This is a genomic window from Bacillus sp. CFBP9009 (assembly GCF_036541465.1).
Lineage (GTDB): Bacteria > Bacillota > Bacilli > Bacillales > DSM-1321 > Peribacillus.
Map to the genome: position 1 here is coordinate 98,341 of NZ_JAZHFU010000005.1, position 24,144 is coordinate 122,484.

The window sequence follows — 24,144 nt, forward strand, 5'->3', positions numbered from 1 at the left end:
ATCAGTCATCCTCTTTTTTTTCACCTTTTTTCTCTTCCTTCATTTGTTTAAAGTAATTGGAGCGTATCACTTGATCACTCAAATCAATCTCCTTTTGCTCTTCAGGTGAAAATTCTTCGACCTTGCCTTCCCCATTTATTTTCATTTGAGAACCATAATCCCCTTTTAATATCAAAGCATCGCCCTCTTCACCATTCAGCATGCTCTCTCCAAAATATGCAGAACTTTTAATATTGAACAGATCATATAGAGTTGGTAAAATATCGATTTGGCCCGCTACCTTATCAATCGTTCTTCCTTCCATATCCTCCTGATAAATGATCACGGGAATGGGCATATATTTCTCAATCCACTCTTCATCGCTAATTTTACTACCGTAATACGCTTCTACCTCGTGTTTATCTTTTAAAAATAGCCCATCATGATCTCCGTAAATGACAATCACGCTGTCTTTCAATTTCTCGTCATCCTTCAACCTCTTTACGAAATCCCCGATGGCTGAATCTGTATAATGAATTGCTTCAAAATATTTAGTCAGGTAACTGTTCTCTTTTCCAACTTCAGGCTTCAATGTTATCTGTTCCTTCGGCAGTGAAAAAGGTACATGGCTGGTCAATGTAACGAAAAAAGCGTAATAGGGATTTTGTTTATCTTTTAAGAAATCATAGCTTTGCTTGAAGAAACTGCGGTCTCCCAATCCCATCGAAATCATCTCATCTTGCGACATATCCTCTATGGAAAGATAGTCATCAAACCCTAGCGAGGGATATGCATGCTGCCTATTCCAAAAGTCTTCTTCATCTCCGTGGAAAGCAAAACTTTGATAATCCGACTTTTTTAATTCCTTAGCAAGACCCGGAAAATCATTATATGGGAATCGAAAAAAGGTCGCACCCTGCTTTAAAGGAAATAATCCGGTATTCACGATAAGCTCTCCGTCAGATGAATTCCCAAATACCGTCTGTGGATAAACATGGGGGAAGTACAAACCCCCTTTCGCCAGTTCATTCATGAATGGCGTGACCTCCTGCCCGGCACTGCTTTGAAATAGCGGAAACGCCTGTAAAGATTCCACCTGGATGATAATGAGATTCTTCCCCTCCAAGGAGCCTGAATGCCCATTTTCCTTTCTTTTCTTTTTATTGAAGTAATCAGAAACGGCCTTCTTTTCCTGCGAAGACATTCCATGCCTTCCCGAGTCAGTAAAGTAGGCATACGTATCCAATGCGTGATGGCCGATCGGACCCCAGTTTCGCAAGAAGGTATTCGCCTCATAACGCCTGGTTATATCTACTTTGTCGATAAAGATGTTCTTGACCGGCTTCAATCCTGCTATCATCAGGAATATTACGGCCGGTACAAGCGCCATATGCTTGAGGGGGTATTTTTTCTTCACAAATGACTCAGCAATTGGAATGCCTAACAGAAGAAAGATTGCATCCTTCATTTCCATCATACTGAATATACTTTCACCAAGCCCATTCAGGTTGCTTTTTTGCATCCACATATAGGATGTTATAGGTGTCGAATAATAACGGTAAAACCAGATGTCCCCAAGGAAAAAGACCATAATCGAAAGAAGGAAAACTGAAAAAATGATGCCTTTTACGATTCGATTCGATATCCATTCCTTCAGATAAACAATAAAACCGGCAACACCGATGATTATCGTAATTATCCCAATAGAAAGATCGTTACCCATCCTATCATTCGTATAAATGAAAAGTATGGCCACGATTGAGAATGACAATAACTCAAATAGCCTCTCCTTCAAGCGTTGATTACGGTTATTCTTCATGCTCCTGCCACTTTCCTCTTCATTATTTCCAAGCCTTAGTTAAGCCTGATTGCGGAAGATTACTTATAAATATTACTTAGCGTTGCCATTTATGAGAAATTGCACACAGAAAACGGCATAAATATTTGGCACTAATGACTTCCTTTATAAACAAAAAGCCTTCATCACTAAAAGGATGAGGGCTTTGCTTTGGATCTCCGGTAAAAATAGCTGCCGGTTGCCGCTAGACTCATGCGGGTGTTTTCCTATTTTCTCTTCCATTCGAAAGCAATCTTCCAACCTTCATCAGGAATCGATTCCGCCAACATATCCCCTTCCTCGAATAAGAAACGCCAGGGGATGCTTGAAAGTGCTGGAAGCTCACCAAGCTCTGAAAGATCGAATGCCTTTTTTGCGAGGAATTTTCCATCTCCATCAACTAACAGTAAATCCACGATATCAAAACTGACAGCTTTCTCTATTGAATTTCGTAGAAAAGCCTCTATGATTACATCATCTTCCACCCTAGTCAGCTTGATGCCGGATAATGAAATTTGGTTCGGTTTTAATGCAGGAAGCCTTTGATGGTGGAATTTATATACATATTCCTCTTGCTTGGAAACTTCCCACCCCTTGTGAAACATCAGGGCAGTATGAACGATGTCATCCTGATCTGATAACTTTTGTGTATTATCCCTTTTTTCAAATAAACTCATCGTTCCTCACCCTCCAAAGCAGCTTCATCTTCCTGATTGCTTTTCATATATTCCATAAAGCGGATGCTTATCTCCGACTCAATTTTACTTAATAGAAGGTTAAATTGACTGAGGGCTGCTTTTTCAAACAACGTATATGGGTCCTGCTGACCATATCCGCTTAAACCAACGCCTTCCTTCACACTGTTCATTTTATCCAGGTGATTCATCCAATTTGTATCGATATGCTGCAGTATGAAAGCGCGCAACTGGTTTCCCCATTCTGCATCGTTCTGAAAGATCACCAGTCTCGATTCAAATTCACCTAAAGCATCCAACACTTTTCCTTCGATTTGGCCTTCTAAATCCTGCAAATCACTTGCCTGCCAACCCAACGACTGGAAAACAGGTGAAACCTCTTCAATAAAGGCAGAGGAATCAGGTTCCATCATATGTTCAGGGGAATATTTCACTGTGAGCCGAGTAATGTATTTTTCAATATATTCAAGTAAAATGGCCGACATCCGTCCAGGCTCCATATCAAGAATCCGATTTCTCATTGCATAGATGATTTTACTCTGCTCATTTAATGCATGCTCTAACTTCAATAAATGGTAACGGCTTGATTGATGCATTTGCTCTACCGTTTCCTGAACCATTTTAACGAATTTATCGGGTGCAGGGCTCAGCACCAATCCATTTTCATCCGTTTTGATTTTCTTGATATAACGTCCGATTTCTTCTTCATCATAGTAATTAAACAAATCATCTTCCAAAGAAATGATGAATTGTGTTGAACCAGGATCACCCTGCCGGCCGGAACGTCCTCTTAGCTGCATATCGATCCGACGGCTCTCGTGTCGCTCCGTACCGATAATATGAAGGCCGCCCATTTCCTTGACATCATCTCCAAGTATTATATCCGTTCCTCTCCCAGCCATGTTCGTAGCCAGCATCACTTGATTTTTTTGCCCGGCATTCGCGATGATTTCCGCTTCATCCTCTTCCGTCTTCGCATTAAGGATTTGATGTTTAATTTTCCCCTTCTCTAGTTGAACCGAAATTTTTTCAGATTGCTCAATGGAGGTCGTTCCGATCAGAATGGGTCTGCCTCCATCATGAATCCGTTTTACTTCCGTGACGATTTTGTTGATTTTGCTTGTTTCATCTTTATAAATCAAATCAACCTCATCAACTCGAATAATAGGCTCATTAGTTGGAATTTCAATGACGGGGAGCTGATATATTTCCCAGAATTCAGACTTTGATGGCATGGCACTGCCTGTCATCCCAGACATTGAATGATATAATCGAAAATAATTTTGAACGGTAATCATAGCCTGTGTTTCATTCTCTTCGGAAATCTCCAAGCCCTCTTTTGCCTCAATCGCTTGATGAAGCCCCTCACTGAAGCTTCGCGCTTCCATCACCCTGCCTGTGAATTTATCGATGATTGCAATCTTTTTATCGATGACAATGTAGTCCACATCCATTTTCATGATTGCCCGGGCTTTCAGCGCCTGTGTAACATTATGTAACAACTCTTGATGCTCCATTGCATACAGATTGTCGATGCCAAAGGCCTCTTCAATCTTGGAAGCCCCTTGATCCGTGAAAAAGGCGGACCTTGACTCGATGGAAATCTCGTAATCATCCTTTTCTATAAATGTCTTCATGATTTGCGCCGTGATCTGGTGAAGCTCGGTTCCGTCGTTTGCCCTGCCCGCAATGATTAATGGGGTCCTCGCTTCATCAATCAAGATGCTGTCAATCTCATCGACAATGGCAAATCGGTGTCCTCTTTGAACCTTGTCTTCCCTTCGGTAAACCATATTATCTCGCAAATAATCAAAACCGAACTCTGTTGCCGTCCCATACGTGATATCTGCCGCATACGCTTCACGTTTCGCGGAAGGTCCCATTTGGGAAATGTTCAAACCAACCGTCAATCCTAGAAATTCTAGAATTTGTCCCATCAACTCTTTATCACGTCTGGCCAAATATTCATTGGCCGTAATAATATGCACACCATTACCGTACAGTGCATGTAAATAGCTAGGCAAAGTGGAGACAAGCGTCTTCCCCTCGCCCGTGTTCATTTGTGCAATGCCCCCTTCACTCAGGACAAAACCGCCTGCAAGCTGAACATCATGGTGCCTAAGATTCAATACTCGCTTGGAAGCCTCCCTCACGACCGCAAAAGCTTCAGCTTGTATATCCAATATATTATCACCAGCATCCAATACGCTTTTAAATCTATCCTTCATTCCTCTTAATTCTAAGTCTGAATATCTTTCATATTTACCCTCTAGCCGATTCACTTCTTCTACCAACTTATAAATTCTCTTCAAGTCTTTAGAACCTTCTTTGAAGAACTTTTTCACACTGGATAGCATAGGGTTTTCTCTCCTATTATTTCAATTGAACTTTAGTGAAATTATATCAGTTAAGTATTTACTGTTTATAAATTATCACCTTCATATTGTAATTATATAGAAATTCTTTCTTTTTTTGAAAGATAAATTACGCAAAAACCGACTGGATGCCGCCAACAGTGCTAAAAAGATTAGCTCCATCCTTAATATCAGGGAGGGGTTTTTTTATCGATTTAGACAAATAATAGGAAGACTTTCACCCAATGGAGGATTACAGATGAATAAGACATCCAGACATAAACCGCATCGCTTTGGATTATTCGTTCTTATAATTTGTTTTATTTGCATGATCTCCCCTATTCAAGCAGAAACAAAAAACACCCCCAAGAATGTCATATTGCTGATTGGCGACGGCATGGGGTTAGGGGCGATAGAAATTGCCCGGCAATTGGAATATGGAAAGACAGGTGTACTGCATTTGGAAAAACTGGAGCATATTGCCCTGATGCGCACGTATTCCGCCAATAATTACGTCACTGACTCGGCAGCAGGAGGATCCGCGATTGCCACTGGTATAAAAACGAACAATGAATCGATCGGTGTCGATGCCAATGGTTCCGAGGTCGATAGTGTATTGGATGCCTTTCAGAACAATGGAAAAAAAGTCGGGATCATCTCAACCAATATGGTAGTCGATGCCACACCCGCTGCCTTTGGTGCAAGTGTTCCTAACCGCTGGACAGGTGGCGCAAATATCGCGAGGCAGCTCTTTGATAACCGTATCGACGTCATCCTCGGCGGAGGTGCCAGCTATTTCGAGGCGGATAAGCAGAATGGCGAGGATTTAATCGGTAAATTTAAACAAGCTGGCTATGGGATTACGACGACTAAAGAAGAACTTAGTTCCATAAATAAACCGGAAAAACTTTTAGGATTATTTCACCCTACCTATATGAATTTTAAACTGGATAAAGAAGTATTACATTCTCAAGAGCCATCTCTAACCGAAATGACATCCAAAGCGTTGGATATTTTATCACGGGGTGGTAAGGGATTTTTCTTGATGGCCGAAGGTGCGCGTATTGACCATATGGAGCATGCAGCCGATATCACTGGAATATGGAAAGAAACGATTGAATTTGACCAAACCGTGAAAGAGGTTGTCAATTGGGCAAAAAAACGTAATGATACCTTGATTATTGTCCTTGCAGACCACGAAACAATGGGGACATCCGCTTCTGAAACAATGGATATCCCTGCTTTGAAAAAAATCAGGGTTTCATCTGAATATATGTCAAAACAACTCACATTCGATAAAAATAATGAAATCAATCCAGAAAGTGTCGTTTCCACATTCAAGAATTATGCAAATATATCCCTTACTGAACAGGAAGTCGATCAATTCATCGATAACGTAAGAAAAAATAAAACGCTTGTCTATCCCCAGCATCAAATAGATTGGGAAATCGGAAGCACCATCGCCAGGCATTATAAGGCGGGGGTAGCTGATCGAAGCATACGGGCGGCCAGTTCCACAGGAGGACACACAGCCAATATGATTCCCATTTTCGCCTCGGGTCCAGGCAGTGAAGCCTTTGATGGAGTCATTGAAAATACCGATATTTCAAAAATCATCACAAAAGCCGCCGGCGTTCCGTTCACACCCGGTCAGCATAAAACAAAAGAGGAATGAAATCATTACATCCTCTTTTAAGTTTCTTTCTCATTAACCGTCTGGATTTTTTCGGTATTCTTTTCTTTTGAGGTGCGTTTACTCAAGTTTTGGGGCATTTCTTTGAAGTTTTGGAGCATTTACTCATGAGGTTGGTGAATCTGCTCGTTGATTTGCGATTTACTCGTGAGTTTCGTGCTTTTACTCGTGAGTTTGTGCTTTTTACTCGTGAGTTTACTCGTGAGTTTGCACTTTTTACTCGTGAGTTTAGCGCATTTACTCGTGAGTTTGCGCTTTTTACTCGTGAGTTTAGTGCTTTTACTCGTGAGTTTGCGCCTTTTACTCGTGAGTTTGCGATTTACTTGTGAATTCGTGCTGTTTTCTTGTAAGTGTGGTGCATTTACTATTTATTAGGTCAAAAAAAGACGCCATACGTGACGTCCTACTCATTCATTTTTTTATGTGTTTTTTTAATACATATCCAATTTGGCTTCCCTTTTTCACTTTATACCATTCATCTTGTTGAGCCAGTATCGTTACGGCTTGGTCCCTGTATAGATTGCCGATCGTTTCAGAAGATGCATTTCTACTTTCTTTAATAGATAATTCGTTTGCTGTCACTTTTCCCGCCGTCTTCCTAATCGGGATTTTCGTTGAAATGGTTTTCTGATTGTCACTCTTATCCTTAGCGGAGATCTTTACAGTAAATATCCCGTTGGACATATTTTTGAAATCCCAGGTTGCCGATTGACTGCCTTTATTGAACTGCCTTTCAGAAAGGATGCCGACAACCTTACCTTTACTGTTCTTGATTTCCACCGTTACATTAGCGTTTTCATTAATTGTATACGTTATGTTCGCTTTCTCGGTACTGTAATCACCCGATGTATTGACATCGGTGATTTTAGGTGCCGACGTATCTCTACTGATTTTTATCGCCATTGTTTCCAAACCTTCATTCCCGCCTCGGTCCATTGCTGATAATTCCGCTTCATATTTCCCGTCACTTACCGCTTTTGTGTTCCAGATAGCTGAATGGGTACCCTTTTTCATTTTTTGATCACGGACTGGGGTAGCTAAGGCATTACCTTTACTATCTTTAATCGTGAGAGTTACCACAGCATCTTCTTTTAGGGTGTATGTGATTCCAACCTCATCATTTAAATGATCCGTCTTCGTCTTCGCTTTCATGTTTACTGAATTCGGTTCCTCCTTTACAACAATATCCGTTTTAGATCCGGCACTTGGTCCATATTCCTTTTCTATAGTTGTGTCAGGATAATAAAAACCCAAAATATCTTGATATGAGTGTCCTGCTTCCGCTCTGTTTTTCGCTCCAAACTGACTTAGTCCGACCCCATGCCCATATCCTGATCCTTCGATTGCAATTTTGGAAGGATCGGAAGGTGAATGGTCAACCAAATAGCTTTTCATCACCTCTTGCCCCACCATGCCCCTGATTTTGGAAGCCGCTACATTAGTAAGCTTAACCGTTTGCTGCAAAAGTTTTCCCCTGTCATCAACGAGATCCCTTACATAGAAATTCATTTGGATGGAGCCTTTCGTAACACGGCCTCCCGTTTTTTCATCTGTAAAAGTTAACAAGGGAATCTCCGTTATTTTAATATCTTTCTTCGCATATCCATTATTCTTCAGCCAAGCCTTCAGTTTCGGCACAACCGTTTTATCTTTTTCCTCTACACTTGTCCACCATTCTTCAGGTTTAGATAAATTCATTTTTGACAGGTCGATTTGCTGCTTGTCCAGCGTTATCGCCCAATTGGTTTTCGAATCATAGAAATCTTTTTTTATAGATAAATATGCAAGAGGGTTGCCTCTTGACCAAACATTTGAATTCGATTCGGTCATCCCTCCATTGCTTGATGAAAAGAACGCTTCGATTATTTCGCCATCATGTTTGATTACCATGCCCTTTGTCTGGTCAATGGCTGAATCAGTTCGATAGTGACCGGCAGCCCCGCCATATACTTGGTAAGAAACTGTATCATCAATGATTGTCGATTGATGGCGAAGTGCATACGTCCGGGCGGCAATCGCCTGTGCTTTTAAGGCTTCGGCATGCCATAGTGCGGGCATCTCCAGCGGGACAACACCCTTTAGATAATCTTCAATGTAAACAGCATTGATTGGCCGGATGTAACCGTCCTCCACTGTAATTGACAATGAGCCTTGATACGGACGGCCGTTTATGGACAATGAAGCTTCAGGTTTAACTGGCATTACCTTAAAGGAAGCATAAGACCCCGTTTTCTTAGAACCTTTGTAAACGGCAAGTTTAGCCGACTCCGCTTTCAAAGTCAGACTTTCACCCGCCTTGATGAATATCTCTCCCCTTGAATTACGGTAGTCCCCGGTTGCCGTTATTTTAACACTTGTTCTATTCCCCAAATAATTCTTCAGTTTCACTTCCATCGTTATATTCTCTTCCGCTGCCGTTGATTCATGAGAAGGAAATGCAAAAAAAGTGATAAAGAAAGCGATAAACAAATACTTTAAATTTCTCATTCCCTTTCATCCTCATTCCTTTTCTATTTATCTTTCAAAGACTTTTGAATTAATCCTGTTCAATCTATTGGCATGAGAAAACTGTTTACTTGTAGGTTACTGAACTCTCTTTTTACATTCTGTATGTACGACTCATTATCCTTCAAATCCAGCTTTATTGTCGTAACAAATTGGAATCCACAACCAAAATAAAAGCAGGACATGGAAGAAACCATGTCCTGCTTTTATTTTGGTAAATGCTTGCTTATGGGTGATTTTTTTCTTTACTTCAAATACTTCTTCAACACCGGTTTCATTTGATCGACAACGACATGGCTGCCGCCTCGGCCTTTTACATCTTCAATCATCCATGCCATGAGAAGTTCCGGGTCTTCTGTGTCCATGGCAACGAACCAGCCATTTTCTGTTCCGTCCGCATTTTTGGATGCCTTGATTTCAGCAGTTCCCGTTTTAGCAGCGATTTTGATGCCAAGATCATCTATTCCATGTCCGCTTCCCTTAGGATGTTCCACTACTTGTGTCAGCATCTTGGTGACCTGATTTGCTTGGTCTGCTGATATCGCATTTTCTTTCCATATTTTCTTTTCTATTTTATCTCCTGTTATTAACGAAGGTGCCAGGATGTTTCCTTCATTCAAGAAAGCTGAATAGGTCATGGCGAGATGAAGCGTACTCATTTGGACTTGCGCTTGACCATATCCAGCGTCCGCCAAACGTCCCTCACTGTCGATCTTACCGATGCTCGATGCTTTGATCGGATAATCGTAATTCAAAGACTCATCAAATCCGAATGCCTTGAGTCCATTTGTGAATTTTTCCTTACCAAGCCCCAGAGCTTTTTGGGCAAAGTAAATATTGTCTGAATAAATTAATGCCTTTTCCATATCGATTGGAACCCCAGGGTCCGAAACCCTTGTAATAGAATGATCTTTCCATGTCGATTTGGCCCATGTTTTCCCTTGAATATTGATCGACTCTTTCGGATCCACACCATTTTTCAAAGCGATTGCCGCAGTGATGGCCTTAATGGTTGAACCAGGTGCAAACGTCGAACTGAAGCGGTTCAGAAGTGGTTTTTTCGGGTCTTCTTCAAGCGCTTTTTGTTCCGCTTTCGTTATTCCGAAAATATATTTATTAGGATCGAATGACGGACTTGAAACAAGTGCAAGCGTTTCGCCTGTCTTCGGATCAATTGCCGATGCCGATCCGGCTTCGTTCTTATATTGTTCAAAGATATCCTTTTGAAGCTCGGCGTCGATGGTCAATGTAATTGTTTCTCCCTCTTCAGCAGGCTTTTCAGCAATCACTTTTTCTTCGCCATCTTCGGTTTTAATAAAAATTTTACCGCCAGGTTTGCCTTTAAGCCGCTCTTCCAACACTTCCTCAAGACCGCGCTTGCCAATAACATCACTTGCGGTATATCCTTTTCCATTCAATTTCTCCAGATCTTCGGCCGATGCCTCACCGACATATCCAATTAGATGGGCAGTAGCCTCTTTATATGGATATATGCGCTCTTCCGTATTATTGACAGATACACCAGCAATGCTCAATAGCTTTTCCAAGGTTGCAGTATTATCATTTGACATTTTCTTGATGGGCACGAAATAGCTTGGCTTTACCCATGATTGTTTTAATTTCTGATTCACTTCGTCGGTGGACATATTGAGGATTCCAGCAACCTTTTTAACCGTTTCGATTTCGTTGGCCATTTTCTCTGGCACGATTCCCACTTCTGCAACCGTTCCATTCATGGCAAGGCCGCGTTCATTTCTATCGACAATTTCCCCGCGAATGGCTGGATACGATTCAACCGATACCTTCTCGCCAGCTTTCAATTGAGGGAATATGTAGCTTTCATCCCACCTGATGTACCAATTTTCTTCCTCGCCTTCCCCTTCCTTGACAAGTGTCGCTTTATGATCAGAGCTGACAGCACCCGCCATAGTGGACATATCAACAGTATATGAAAGGCTTACCTTTTCTCCATCTTTATGGTCTTTCTCTTCTTTTGGCTGTTTATAGTCCACCTTTAATTGGTCGGCTTCTATGCCCGTATAGATTTTTTCATAACGCTTCGCAAATTCATCCGCACTGATTTTCTTCTTGGTCTCAGGCGACAGATACTCGTACATCTTCGCAAAATCCTGTTTATTCCAAAGCTTCGTGTATGCCGCAAAGCGATCTTCCGGACTTGGCTCATCCGAGCATCCGGCCAGAAACAATACGCTCATCAACAATAAGCTGGAAAATAAAGCTAGTTTCTTCATGATTTCCTCCTAATGAATAGTTAGAATGATATACCTATAGTTTAGCAAAATATTAGGGGAATGGGGGATTTTGCATGCCGAATTTCTTCATTTTTCTAATTAACCATGTTTTTTCTAAAACAAAAGTCCTGCACATTATGTACAGGACTTTTGTTTTAGAAAAATAGAAGAAGGGCCAGTTCGCAAAAAGATTCAGTTGATTTCAGGAATCCACTCCCTTTCCGCCGCTGTCTACACCCAAGGAGAGCCGCAGGCGGAAAACGAGTGCCAGGAGGCAACGTTCAAATTGTACAAACCTTAAAAAAACGTAGGCAAACTCGATTTTCATCGAGTTTGCCTACATTCTAGTCCTGTACATAATGTTCAGGATTCTAAAGCATTCTTTTTTTTCGGCTTTTTTTCTCTTGCAGCCATTTTTTCAGGAAGATGAAGCCGAGGATGGCCGAAATGATGAGTCCGCTTGTCGTTACAATGACAGCTACCCATTCGTATAAGGTGTAATCCATATACGCTTTCCAGGGTAATTTCCCTTTCCAATCTTCAATATATAGATTCATTCCGAATATCCCGGAGACAACCGTATAAATCGTTAGTATTTGCAAAAGATAATTACTTCTTTTCCCAGACAGTTTATCCTGATTTTGATAAAGGTAGGAAAGTGTTTCCTTCACTTCACTGTAGAGAGGGGCAATCCTGAAGGTTTCATCCGTTTTTTTGAAAAGCTCTTTACCGATTGCCGTACTATTCACTTCAGTGAATAAGTACTTTGCAGAAAACTGAGTGATCATGAAAATCAGCTGTTCTGTATCCGATTGATCTTTTTCCACATCAATCTGGGAATGTTCATGAGCCAATTTAAGCAGTACGATCTTATAATAGAAGAAAAGCAACAATGTATAAAAATGCTGGCCATACATTTCACTTGCCAATTCCCGTTCAAGTTTACCTGTCGCTTTCGTGACACACGCGAAATGATACATGCTAGTTACATAATAGGTTTCCTTGCCCCACCTGTCATATACTCTTTCTTGATAATACTTTTCTATATAATCAGGATTTAATGAGCCTATATATGGCTCACCATCATTGTCATACCCGTTCAGTTCACTGATCCGGAATAAGTCATTTTTAGATATATCACGATCCTCAGGGAATGCCGTATAACTGATCACGTACATTCTTTCATCGATGAAGAAGGGCAGACTGCCAAAATAGGTCGGGTCCGCTTGTTCTTCATCCATATATTCCTCAATTGGCGGCAATAGTTCATTGAAGATGAAATCCTTAACTTGTTCATACTGATTTTCCCGACAGCCGACTTTCGTTTTTTCCTCATCATCAGCAATCGGTTCAAGGATTCGGAATGTATCGCCAAAATAGAGTACATCATCATGTGAAAGCCCTTCAGGTAAAGTAACACGAAGATTCATCATGCCAATATGAAATGGGCATATGAAGATATCGATAGAGTTAATAATAAATGGGGTATTTAGATAGGGTGATTCGAAGGTACAATCAATATCCAGTTTTTTCGTGAAACGCCGCATGCCTTCCTTCTGTTTGGCATTACTCGGAAATAAAATCGGCTCGATGTAAGGCATGAAATACTTTTCCAGTTTACGGTGCGAAACTTTATGGCCACCGTAAAATTGATATTGTTGTTCCATATCTTTCAAGTTCAAAAAAACGAAATTGTCCTCAAACAACTTTTCCACAAACTTTTCAATCTTATTTCCTTCAAGCGTAAATGGAAAAATGTACTGCTGGAAAGTTCGCTTCGTGGGATCACTCTTTACTTTCACATCCATAAAATATATTCCTCCGATTAAACTGCGATGAACACAGGTTTAATTCATCTTGTTTCTTATATTTACCCATGTATATACAAACAAAACGAAACATATTATAGAAAAAAGTGGACAAATTATCCAAATAAAAAAAGATCCCCCAAGCATATGCACGGGGGCCATCGAAAAGAGTTCTTCAACCCTCTTCACTTTAGGGTACTAGAAACTGATGTTTCTAATGAAAAATCCGATATTCGGACCATTTTAACATTTATTTTAAGTATGATAAAATACGAAATTCCTCCATATTTGGGCTTTACCTCTTATTAACATCTAATAAATCCTTATATGCAGGGATTCACAGAAGAAAATATAACTACAGGAATAATTGCAAGATCTTTTGTTCATCCCTTTATCATTAAAATCACGTTTTAACTAAGAAAAAAATGGGTAAATAAAAAAAGCAAAGGAGAGACATCATGAAATCCGATAGCAATAAACAACACTTTAAATTTTTTGAAAGAACAAATAACGCTAAACCAAGTAAGCGGAAACAAATGAGCGATTTCATCAAAAAGAAAATGAATGCTCAAAACAGTCATTTAAATGGCAAAAACTCATGACATATGGGATGTCATGAGTTTTTATCATTTAAAATGCGATTTCATTACCTTGAAGGTTGTGCTTCACACATTTCTTGATACCGATTACATTCAAAAAATGTTGAATCTTCTTCATCGAGGTCGCCTGATATTCATCTACAATGGAAAACTCTTTAAGATAAGCGATTTTTTCTTGTACATCTGTATCTATATGATCTTGGCTGGATTCTTTATCATCTGATTTTTTGCATGTGTACACCACAGCTTCACCAATTTTCCTGGTTGCCTTATCAAAATAAAAAGAAAACACAATGGCACATTCATCATCGTAAAAAGAGGGTTGAACTTTCATATTAATATCAATCATTAACCTTACACCTCTCTCCGTTTTGTTATATACACTATAACAAAATCATTAAAAGGAAATAGGCGTTACAAACTACGCTCACGTTTCTTCAACACCTACCAAATGGACCTTACACTCCCCATTCATAGATAATTATAACTACAGGAATATGCGCAAAAGAATAATCATTTAATAATAATAAAAAAAACATCTTCAATTGAAGATGCTTGAATGATTGATAGGAAGCTTCATTTACTTATTTATATAAACCTGGAAGTTCTGCGTAAAGGCCTGGTAATTCGCTTGGGACAATAACAAAAGCAGCGATGATAAGAAAAGATACGACTAATGCTTTAGTACTTTTTTTCATAGGTCATTCCTCCTTTTCTTTTAAAAAAATATTGGTTAAAATAGAAAATAATTCTATAGTTATATTTAACCACAATTCTTAAAATCATATATTTCGACTAAAGAATCTATTTAAACCGTTCAGGACCTGTACATACCGCTTTCACCGATTTTTCATAACAAAATATAACTCTAGGCATATTTTAAGGAGAATCAAAATGGATTTTTTTGCAGTTGGACAAAAGATCAAAGAGCTACGTAAACAAATCGGGCTTTCCCAGGAAGAGTTGGCAACCGGTATTTGTACACAAGCACAGATCAGTAAGATTGAAAAGGGCGATGTCTATCCATATGCATCCACTCTCTACTTAATTTCCCAACGTTTAGGCGTTGATGTAAACTATTTTTTCGATATTGGAATGACCCCTAGGCTGGATTACGTGGAAGAAGTGATTTATCAATTAAAAATAGCCAGAAGAACCCGAAATTATGAGGAAATGCAGCAAATTGTAAAGGCTGAGGAAAACAGTCCCCTCTTTCTTCAAAATAAAAAGAATCATCAATTGATTCTTTGGCACAAGGGAATATACGAATATGAAAAAAATAAAGATTTAGATAAAGCCATAGAATTCATCAATAAGGCCATCTCCATTACTCATACGACCGATAAAATTTATTCGGAACGGGAGCTTGAAATCTTAAGCAGTCTTGGTGTAATGTATGTTGCCGAAGAACAATACGAAAATGCATTTGCCTTGTTAAGGAAAGCTTTAGATCACTTGAAAGCCCTGCCCTTCTTGACGGATAAAACGCTAAAGACGCGCCTATCCTATAATTTTGGCAGAGTGCTAACACGCCTTGGCCGATACGAAGAGTCCATTGCCTGCTGCCAAGATGCCATAAAGTGGTGCCTCGAACATGATCAATTATATGCTTTAGCGGATTTACATTACCATTTAGGATACAATTTTGAACTCGTAGGTAACTTTGAAGAGGCAAAAGATTACTTGGAAAAATCTGCGTTTCTATTCAAATTACAAAAAAACCATACCTTTGTTACATTCATCAACAAAAAGCTGGACAGTTGGAAGAACGAAATGAAAATAAACTAATTCTATAATTTGGAGCCATTTCCCCGGGAATGGCTCCAAATTATAGACAAACTCGATGCCTCCAGGCACTCGCTTTCCGCGGGCGGTCCGTTCTCGGGTCCTATGCGCCTGCGGGTCTCCACTTGACGCGCTTTCCCCGCAGGAGTCTCGCACATTGTTCCAATCTACTTTGTATTAATTTTTATATAGAACCCCTTTTGTCTACAAACTGAGCAATTCACCAGGAGTATATAATTTCTCACACTCATCATTTCCAAAACCTCTAATCTACATTTTAAATTCCAAGCCAAAATGAAGTATAATAAAGAGATGCTTCAAAAAAGCAATTTTAAAAAAGATTCCTGCCCTCATCACTTGGTATTGTGAAGCGTGATGAGGATGAAGGATTTGAGGCATGTTAAAGTGATTGCCAGTTATTCCTGTTTATATCAGAACCGCTTATATTCAAGGGGATTTTTGACGATATTGACTTTTACAGGGTTTTTATGAATATACGGCTAGAAGCAGTGATGGTTTGTTCGATTAAATGGATTAGAACGTAAAGAGAACGGCCATAGTCCGGCATTCGATCTGGGATGTAATATATGCACCCCCAGAAATAAGCCAAGGCGGGATTACGATAAGTTAAAGAACTGATGGTTCATGATCATACAAAAATATAATTTTGGTATACAGGGCTTGTCCCTGAAGGAGGAGAGTATGGAGCGGGAGTTGTTGTTAGTTGGGGAGCGGCTGGCGGAATTTTTGGAGGCCGGGGATCCGGAAGATTCGGATGTGGTGAATCAAGGGCTCCAGTTATACCGTCAGGGGCTCGTTGATATTAAAGAAGAAGCGGCGGATACGATCGCGGCTGAGATACAGGATGTGACACGCTTTAAGGCCAGGCTGAATCTGCTCTTCCCTCAGGATGGAAGCTGTACATGTGATTCAAGGTTCATTTGCCGGCATCAAATGGCCGTTTTCTTTTCTGCATATTCTGAACACGCTAGTGTTTCCGAATGGCTGAGCGATTGGAAAGCACCAAAAAACACCTCAACGGCCCAAGCACTGCAGCAAGTGAAACCGGCAAGTGAATTACTTAAACAGGCGGCAGGGAAATCCATCATCTTAGATAAAAGCTATCCATCATGGAAGCAATTCGTGAATGATGCATTTGCTGAACATGTCGAGCCTCATATAGGCGAGGCTACTTATATGATTGAAAATCACATACAAACTTACTTTAAACGCCTTAGCTCAAAAGCTCCAATGGAAAGGGAATGGAAATTGCTTTATCATTTCGTTACCCAATTTTGCACGATGCAGCAGACACTGAGAATGATTCAGCTGCATAAAAGTGAGACGCAAACGATCCGGGTCTTTTATGCACTTGCCGTCGACCTGGCAGAGGAGCTTCATGAAACGGTACAGCCGCTTAGCAGGCAAGCGAGGCCCTTCGCCTTTGATCCCTTCGTTTTCAGCATCAAGGAAGATGTAGCTAAACTGTTAGATGGAGGAGAAGGCCTCGAATACGAAAAGATCGACCTCTACCGGGAGATATGGAGCTACTTATTCTCCAACTCCTCATGGCGTAAAGAGGAACTGGAACGAATCCATAAAGAACTTCCCGAGAAGTATATGGGCACCACTGAGAGGACGTCCTATTCCCTCGCAGCGATTCACCTATCCCTTTTGGAGAACCATGATAAACAAGCGATTGGGCTTCTTCATGAATTGAAGAAAGAAGCCTGTCCATACATTTTTTATTGGCTAAATCTCCTGGCTGAATCCGACAACCGGGCACGGGCTATCCCTTTCATTGAATTCATCAATAATAATGTCCAGGAGTTCCTTGCCGGTTTATCCGATTATTATAAACGGGTGGATTTCGTCCGGACCTTTACGACTTTAATTAACAGTTGCTGTTATAAATTAAAACGGACCGATTTGCTTGAGAAATTTTACAGGGCCACCCTTCCGCACAGCTATTGGAACTATGCAAACTTCCTTTTTGAACAAGGACAATATAAAAAATGGGTGGAGATGCATATTTACTCAGAAATCAGCATTGACTTAATCAGCAGTGAATCCATCAAAGAAGTGGTCTCAAAAGAACCAGAACTAATCCTGCCCCTTTATTATCATGCGGTCCAGGAAAAAGTTTCTTTAAAAAATCGGCCTGCTTATAAGCAAGCTGTCCGTTATTTGAAAAGGATGCGCACCATCTATAAAAAGAGCAAAAAGGAAGACGTATTCGAAAGTTATATACTTTATGTAGCAGATTCGACTAAACGGCTTCGCGCTTTCCAAGAAGAACTAAAAAGGGGTAAGCTTATCGATGTTTAATCCAGGGAAATTAAAAATCAAAATAGCGGCTCTCGAAAACGGAACTTACGCCCTTGGTGTCGTCAATGAAGAGAATACCTTCCTCACTACGAATTATATACGCAGGCTGTTATTCAACTGGGATGACGCAAGCTTCTATGGTACTAAAATGACTACGGATATAGTGGATGGAAATCAAGTATTCATTCTTGACGCTTGGGGACTTCTCAATTTTTTTGCGAGGGAAAGCTTCAACTCCTTCATAGAATGGGAATGGTCCGAGATATCCTCCCTTTGCCTGTCCGCAGCGCCCGTTCTTCATGAATCCATTGAAGCGGGAATCCCCGTACCGGATTTCACTAATCTTCAATTGGACTCCATCGGCTGGAAGCTGCCGGAAGAAGTGGAAGAGGAATTCGTCCCTTCCTTTTGGGAAGAAGAAATATCTTTGGATCTTCCTTCACCTGAACTGGAAACCAACCGTACTTTTATCGAAAAATGGTATAACGGTGCCGCTAATATGTATTTAAAACAATATTCACCCATGCAGCATAAATGGAGTGAAGCCGTCGGGGCATTAAAGGATACACGGCTTTCTCCCGAAGAATTGCAGGCCTTTTTTGACAAAGACAGCTGGCAGGAATGGCTCGGCACCCTGCCCGATCCCAAACCATTCACTATAGGTCTCCGTTTAACTGAGCCTCCTGATGGCAACGGGCCTTGGATGCTCGATGTTACCCTTCGTTCCAAAAGGGATGAGAATATCATTGAAACATATACAGGAAAAAAACTTCCGCGCGGCTGGAATAAGTATGCAAGTGATGTGGTGCGTGCTACGAAACGCTGGCAGCTCGTCGTGCCATGGCTTGGGGAGAATGGCCGTCTGAAAAGGGAGATTTCAGAAACGGATGCATGGGAGTTCTTGACCGATGCAAGCGAAAAGCTCTTGTTTCTTGGCGTCGAAATTCTCCTTCCATCGTGGTGGCTTGCCTTGAAGGAGTCCTCATTGAAGGTCAAGGCGAAAGTGAAGAGCCATTCGAACCGCGGCCCTTCTTATGTCGGGTTAAAAGCTTTAATGGACTTTGATTGGCGGTTCTCATTAAATGGCAAGGAGCTCACTGAGGCGGAGTTCGAGGAGCTCGTCAATGAAAAAAGGCGGCTTGTCTTCATCCGCGGCCAATGGGTCAAGCTTGACCCTGCTTTCATTAAGCAAATTCAGGAGCTGATGGAAACAGCTAATGAAAAAGGCATCCAACTGACTGACTTGCTGCAGCAGGAACTGTTGAATGGCGTAAATGAAGATGGCGATGTCGATTCTGAAAACGACGAAATGCTCCGGATTCAATTTGAATTGAACCAAGAGCTCCGTAAAATGGTGGGAAGGCTCCGGGAAACCAAAAACATATCCATCCTGCCCGTCCCTAATGCACTTCAAGGTGATTTACGCCCCTATCAAAAACTGGGCATGAGCTGGCTCCTTTTTTTAAGGGAGCATGGTTTCGGTGCTTGTCTAGCCGACGATATGGGACTTGGAAAAACCGTCCAGATGATTGCCTACCTACTTCATGTTAAAGGCAAAGAAAGGGCCGGTAAAGAGCTGCTCACTGCGCCTAGGGATGAACAAAAGAGTGAACCGATCATCGTCGAAGAGGATAGTAGCGCAGAGAGCAGTGATGAGGGTGAGGTCATTACCACTGCCCCCGAATCCGTCTCTGTACAATCGGCGCTCATCGTCTGCCCGACATCGGTACTTGGCAACTGGCAAAAAGAATTGGAAAAATTCGCTCCATCACTTAAAGTTCACCTACACTACGGATCGAATCGTGCTAAAGGTGAGGCATTTACTAAACTGGCAGCCGATCATGATATTGTCTTAACATCATATGGACTGACCCACCAAGATGTGGCTGAACTGACCTCCATCCATTGGAGCAGTGTTATCCTTGATGAAGCACAAAACATCAAGAATGCCCAAACGAAGCAATCCAAAGCGGTCCGCAAGCTAAATGGCAGACATCATATCGCCCTATCGGGTACGCCGATGGAAAACCGTTTAAGTGAGCTATGGGCGATTTTCGACTTCATCAACAAAGGTTATCTCGGAACGCTAGGTCAGTTTCAGGAAAAATATGTGGCGACCATCGAGCGTGATGATCAGAAGGATAAAATCAAGGAATTGCAGCGTTTGATACAGCCATTTTTGCTTCGCCGTACAAAGCGTGATAAAGAAGTCGCTCTTAATCTTCCGGATAAGCAAGAACAAAAGGAATTCGTACCGCTTACCACCGAACAAGCATCGTTGTATGAGCAACTGATTAAAGATACATTCACTGATATCGAACAACTATCTGCCTTTGAAAGAAAAGGCATCATCCTCCAGATGCTGAATAAGCTAAAGCAGCTTTGCAATCATCCAGCTCTTTACTTAAAAGAAATGGAAAAGGAAAATATCATGAAGGCACCTAACCGATCTGGCAAACTCGAGAAGCTGACCGAGCTTATCGATGCTGTCCGCGAACAGGATGAAAGCTGTCTCATTTTCACACAATATATCGGGATGGGCAATATGATTAAAGAATTGCTGGAAAAACGATATGGCTTTGAAGTGCCATTCCTGAACGGGAGTGCGAACAAGAAGCAGCGTGATGAAATGATCACCCGATTCCAAGATGGGGATTTCCCTATTTTCATACTCTCGTTGAAAGCAGGCGGCACTGGGCTTAATCTTACAGAAGCAAACCACGTGATTCACTATGACCGCTGGTGGAACCCAGCTGTTGAAAATCAAGCCACTGACCGTGCTTACCGAATTGGGCAACAGCGTTTCGTTCACGTTCATAAGCTAATCTGCACAGGGACCCTGGAGGAAAAAATCGACCAGATGCTTGATAAAAAGCAAGCCCTGAACGACGAGATCATCAGCAGTGACAACTGGATCACCGAACTTTCCACAGAGGAAATCAAGGACCTGGTTGCTCTTCAATAAACCCGCTCTCACGGTTTGAAGATGAATGAGGGCAGGTTGTTAACTTATAAGGTAAAAAAAGGGGAATGCAATTCGATATGCATTCCCCTTTTTTATACATAAGCGTCCTGTAACTTTATTGAATACCTGGTATAGCCAGGTTCAAATACATGTCTTTTATCAAAAAATCGATTTAACCATATAAAGAGCTGTGATCCAAATGATGATTGCAGAAATTTTATTTAATATTCCAAGGAATTTACCAGATGTATCAACCTTTTTCAGCAATCGTCCCGCAAGACATAATCCATGGAACCAGCACCATGACACAAAGATGCACGTTACGGTGAAAATCATTTTATCTTTTGCTGAATAAACAAGTGAGCTCGAACCGATTACACCTATCGTATCCAAGATTGCATGCGGATTCAGTAATGATACGGATAGAGCAAATACAATTTGTTTTTTGGTCGACATTTGCATGGATTGGGCACCTAACTGTGAGTTCGATTTGGCAAACCAAATCTGAAAACCCATATACAATAAAAATATAACTCCGATTATGATTAATGTAAGGCGCAACCAATCATATTGCATGACAACCAACGAAACACCTAAAATAGCTAATAAAATGAGCACTGTATCACAAATTGCAGCTGTTATCGTTGCTGGCAATGCTTTTTTTATTGTAGGTTGGATTGCTCCTTGATTAAAAATGAATACATTTTGCACTCCCAACGGAAGTATCAGCCCTAATGCCAATAATAATCCATGAAAAAATGGCCCCATACGAATACCCCCTCCCTTCAAATTCAGTATAATTAAAAAAACAAAGGAATTGACCATCCAATTGGTTGGTTTTCAAACCAACCAATTTATAATGAATATAGAACATGAAAGGAGTGGTTTTCGTATGTTTATCGAATGGAGACCAAACCGGACTTCCGACCAATCACTTCACCTGCAAATAGTAGATTGGATAAAACAACAAATTACACGAGGGGAATGGCCAGTTAGTACCAAGCTTCCATCACAACGCTCATTGGCCGACTCATTTGGCGTAAACCGAAGTACCATCATCACAGCCATAGATGAGTTGATTGCAGACGGATTATTGGAAACTAAGGTTGGTTCCGGCACATTCGTTTCCAATAATTCATGGAATGTGCTCGTCTCCAGCAAACAGCCTGACTGGAAAAACTATGTCCGGAATGGCCTTCATGAACCTAATTTAAAAACGATTCAGGACATTAATCAGTATGAAACGGACACTGCCATCATCAGATTAGGCACGGGCGAACTATCTCCAGCTCTATTGCCTGCAAAACAAATCGAAAAGACGTTGCGATCCACTTCTTTTGATGCCCACTCATTAGGCTATTCCGAACCCAAGGGTGATAAGAGACTTCGTCAATGTATAAGTGCTTATTTAGAAACAAAAGGGATCAACGCGAGTCCCAGCTCCCTCATGGTCGTTTCTGGTGGGCTTCAGGCACTCCAGTTGATATCAGTTGGTTTACTTCAAAAGGGATCAATGATTTTACATGAATCCCCTTCCTATTTAAATTCCGTTCACCCTTTTCAATCTGCGGGCATGCACTTAGTAGGTTTATCAATACAAGGCCGGGAAAGTATCCCGACACAAATAAAGCACCTCAACGGAAGGAAGAAAGCGTCACTGTTTTATACTGTTCCAACGTTTAACAATCCAACGAATACTACATGGTCAAAAGAAGAAAGACTTAACCTCCTATCACTATGCAAAAAGGAACAGATCCCGATTATTGAAGATGACGTATATAGTGATTTGTGGTTTGATAATGAACCACCGCCTCCATTAAAATCCCTTGATGCAGATGGCCTTGTATTGCATATTGGCAGTATGTCCAAAACATTAAGCCCAGGATTGCGTATCGGATGGATTGCTGGCCCAATAACTGTGATTGAACGTTTAGCGGACATTAAAATGCAAATGGATTACGGTTCAAGTGCACTTTCCCAACACCTTGTGGCAGAATGGTTAGCAAATGGGCAATATTCAAAGCATTTAGAGTGGCTAAGGCATGAGTTGATAGGACGCAGAGATTTTACATTAACTCTTCTCAATCAATATTTTAAGGGACTGGCTGAATGGCAAATACCTCAAGGCGGATTTTATATATGGTTAAAATTATGTAAACCCATCGTGAATCCAAACCTTTTCAAGCAAGCGATAAAGGAGAACATACTTCTTAATCCGGGATACATATACGAACCAAATAACCATACACATATACGGCTTTCATATTCATACGCCTCGGAGGAACAATTAGCTTATGGCATCCAAACCCTTTCAAAGATCATTCGGCGGTTGGTTTGACATCTTGAAGGATTGGAGACGCATTAATGGAGCTGCCGTGGCAGCTCCATCCTTATTGAGTAAAGTAACTTTTCGTATGGATTATTCGGAAATCTCATACCTTACAACGCCCTGCCTAAAAATGTTAGGGATTTGATGGCGTAGCGGCTTTCATTTTTACGTTCCGCTCTTTTTGCTGGATGATGAAAAAAGAATGGTGATAGCCATGATTGATCATGATATGATCGAGGATTGCAGTAAGCGCTTCACCCTTATTCGGCTGATATGTCTCTGAACTTTCCTCAATGATGATTTTTTCTTGGTGGGGGTCATAATTAATAGATGTTTTAGCACCTTCTTCAAAAAAAGAAAGGGTTACCTCCTGACATAGAGGAAAATCCTGATAAGGTGAATCTGAGCGGGGATCCTTTTCAAAGGGAGAATGGACGTGCTGAAGTGCATCAAAGAAACTCGGTTTTGTAAGATATGACCTGTCGCTTCCTCTCCTTTCGAATTTCACTGTAATTGCAATATTAGTTACTTTATTGCTAGATTTCTTCTTATAATTCATAGATACCCTCCTTTCAATCTTTATACCTAATTCTTTTATCCTATTCGATATACCTGCCGGATAATAAAAAAACTTCCTCACTAATAGATTTCCATATTAGCACGGTGAAAACGCAGCAAACTACTCCATAATCATCACGAAAGAATTCAAAATCCGGAAATCTTATAACGCCAAAACAGCCCTCTTGGGTAAGAGGGCTCATACTTTAGAAACTCGAAGAAAGCGAGTTTGCCTACAGTTTTTTCTTTGAAAAACGTTCCAGCTTATTTCAGAAATCCACTCCCTTTCCGCCGACTGTCTGCCAAGCCGCATCAAAGCAAGCGTCTGTGGGGTCTCGGCTAGCCAGTTATTCGGCAGGAGTGTCGCAAATTTCTTCAATTTAATGAGGGTTTCATTCCATATTAAAGGTAAAAATTCATGAAGGATAACCAAGTCTTTTTTTTATAATCATGCTTC

At 40.9% G+C, this 24,144-nt stretch carries 16 protein-coding genes; 7 read left to right on the forward strand and 9 right to left on the reverse strand.

Features of this window, described 5'->3' with window-relative positions:
- Position 1: 1 nt before the first annotated feature.
- From V3595_RS15255 to secA, 3 genes are all read right to left on the reverse strand, one after another.
- Positions 2-1,798 carry an LTA synthase family protein gene (locus tag V3595_RS15255; protein WP_485908085.1) on the reverse strand — a complete coding sequence of 599 codons (1,797 nt, stop codon included), beginning with the start codon at positions 1,796-1,798 and terminating at the stop codon, positions 2-4.
- A gap of 245 nt (positions 1,799-2,043) precedes the next feature.
- Positions 2,044-2,493: an SLAP domain-containing protein gene (locus V3595_RS15260; RefSeq protein ID WP_485908087.1), complete on the reverse strand. Its 450-nt coding sequence runs from the start codon at positions 2,491-2,493 to the stop codon at positions 2,044-2,046.
- The gene (secA, locus tag V3595_RS15265) at positions 2,490-4,868 is read right to left on the reverse strand and encodes a preprotein translocase subunit SecA (RefSeq protein WP_485908089.1); all 2,379 of its coding nucleotides are present in this window, start codon (positions 4,866-4,868) and stop codon (positions 2,490-2,492) included. The genes V3595_RS15260 and secA overlap by 4 nt, the downstream gene beginning before the upstream one ends.
- Positions 4,869-5,124: 256 nt before the next feature.
- Between secA and V3595_RS15270 the strand changes: the two genes are divergently transcribed.
- Together V3595_RS15270 and V3595_RS15275 are read left to right on the forward strand one after the other, a co-directional pair.
- A complete protein-coding gene (locus V3595_RS15270; RefSeq protein ID WP_485908091.1) occupies positions 5,125-6,540 on the forward strand; it encodes an alkaline phosphatase in 1,416 nt (471 codons plus the stop codon).
- 125 nt (positions 6,541-6,665) lie between these two features.
- Positions 6,666-6,887 (forward strand): hypothetical protein, encoded by a 222-nt coding sequence (locus tag V3595_RS15275; protein ID WP_485908093.1) that lies wholly within the window; start codon positions 6,666-6,668, stop codon positions 6,885-6,887.
- An 82-nt stretch (positions 6,888-6,969) separates the two neighbouring features.
- Here V3595_RS15275 and V3595_RS15280 read toward each other — a convergent pair whose 3' ends face one another.
- The 3 genes from V3595_RS15280 to V3595_RS15290 form a co-directional block, all read right to left on the reverse strand.
- Positions 6,970-9,045 carry a SpoIID/LytB domain-containing protein gene (locus V3595_RS15280; RefSeq protein ID WP_485908095.1) on the reverse strand — a complete coding sequence of 692 codons (2,076 nt, stop codon included), beginning with the start codon at positions 9,043-9,045 and terminating at the stop codon, positions 6,970-6,972.
- Positions 9,046-9,308: 263 nt separating this feature from the next.
- The gene (locus tag V3595_RS15285; RefSeq protein ID WP_485908097.1) at positions 9,309-11,315 is read right to left on the reverse strand and encodes a penicillin-binding transpeptidase domain-containing protein; all 2,007 of its coding nucleotides are present in this window, start codon (positions 11,313-11,315) and stop codon (positions 9,309-9,311) included.
- A gap of 371 nt (positions 11,316-11,686) precedes the next feature.
- Entirely contained in the window at positions 11,687-13,123 is a 1,437-nt protein-coding gene (locus tag V3595_RS15290; RefSeq protein ID WP_485908099.1) for a hypothetical protein, read from the reverse strand.
- Positions 13,124-13,581: 458 nt separating this feature from the next.
- On the opposite strand from V3595_RS15290, the gene V3595_RS15295 reads away from it, so the two are divergent.
- The gene (locus V3595_RS15295; protein WP_157831067.1) at positions 13,582-13,725 is read left to right on the forward strand and encodes a hypothetical protein; all 144 of its coding nucleotides are present in this window, start codon (positions 13,582-13,584) and stop codon (positions 13,723-13,725) included.
- A gap of 28 nt (positions 13,726-13,753) precedes the next feature.
- Here the strand turns inward: V3595_RS15295 and V3595_RS15300 are convergent, their stop codons facing one another.
- Complete coding sequence (locus tag V3595_RS15300; RefSeq protein ID WP_101223795.1) at positions 13,754-14,071, reverse strand: hypothetical protein; 318 nt, start codon at positions 14,069-14,071, stop codon at positions 13,754-13,756.
- Between the two features lie 545 nt (positions 14,072-14,616).
- Here V3595_RS15300 and V3595_RS15305 point away from each other — a divergent pair.
- The 3 genes from V3595_RS15305 to V3595_RS15315 all read left to right on the forward strand — a co-directional run bounded on the left by V3595_RS15305 (position 14,617) and on the right by V3595_RS15315 (position 20,800).
- Positions 14,617-15,510 carry a helix-turn-helix domain-containing protein gene (locus V3595_RS15305; RefSeq protein ID WP_485908101.1) on the forward strand — a complete coding sequence of 298 codons (894 nt, stop codon included), beginning with the start codon at positions 14,617-14,619 and terminating at the stop codon, positions 15,508-15,510.
- A gap of 699 nt (positions 15,511-16,209) precedes the next feature.
- A complete protein-coding gene (locus V3595_RS15310) occupies positions 16,210-17,835 on the forward strand; it encodes a hypothetical protein (protein ID WP_485908102.1) in 1,626 nt (541 codons plus the stop codon).
- Positions 17,828-20,800: a DEAD/DEAH box helicase gene (locus tag V3595_RS15315; RefSeq protein ID WP_485908103.1), complete on the forward strand. Its 2,973-nt coding sequence runs from the start codon at positions 17,828-17,830 to the stop codon at positions 20,798-20,800. Before V3595_RS15310 ends, V3595_RS15315 begins: the two co-directional genes overlap by 8 nt.
- Before the next feature lie 159 nt (positions 20,801-20,959).
- Here the strand turns inward: V3595_RS15315 and V3595_RS15320 are convergent, their stop codons facing one another.
- Positions 20,960-21,568, reverse strand: coding sequence for a LysE/ArgO family amino acid transporter (locus V3595_RS15320; RefSeq protein WP_485908105.1), 609 nt, complete (start codon positions 21,566-21,568; stop codon positions 20,960-20,962).
- 124 nt (positions 21,569-21,692) lie between these two features.
- Between V3595_RS15320 and V3595_RS15325 the strand changes: the two genes are divergently transcribed.
- On the forward strand, positions 21,693-23,138 hold the full coding sequence (locus V3595_RS15325) for an aminotransferase-like domain-containing protein (protein ID WP_485908107.1): 1,446 nt from the start codon (positions 21,693-21,695) through the stop codon (positions 23,136-23,138).
- Between the two features lie 124 nt (positions 23,139-23,262).
- Here the strand turns inward: V3595_RS15325 and V3595_RS15330 are convergent, their stop codons facing one another.
- Entirely contained in the window at positions 23,263-23,688 is a 426-nt protein-coding gene (locus V3595_RS15330; protein ID WP_485908109.1) for a hypothetical protein, read from the reverse strand.
- Positions 23,689-24,144: the final 456 nt, after the last annotated feature.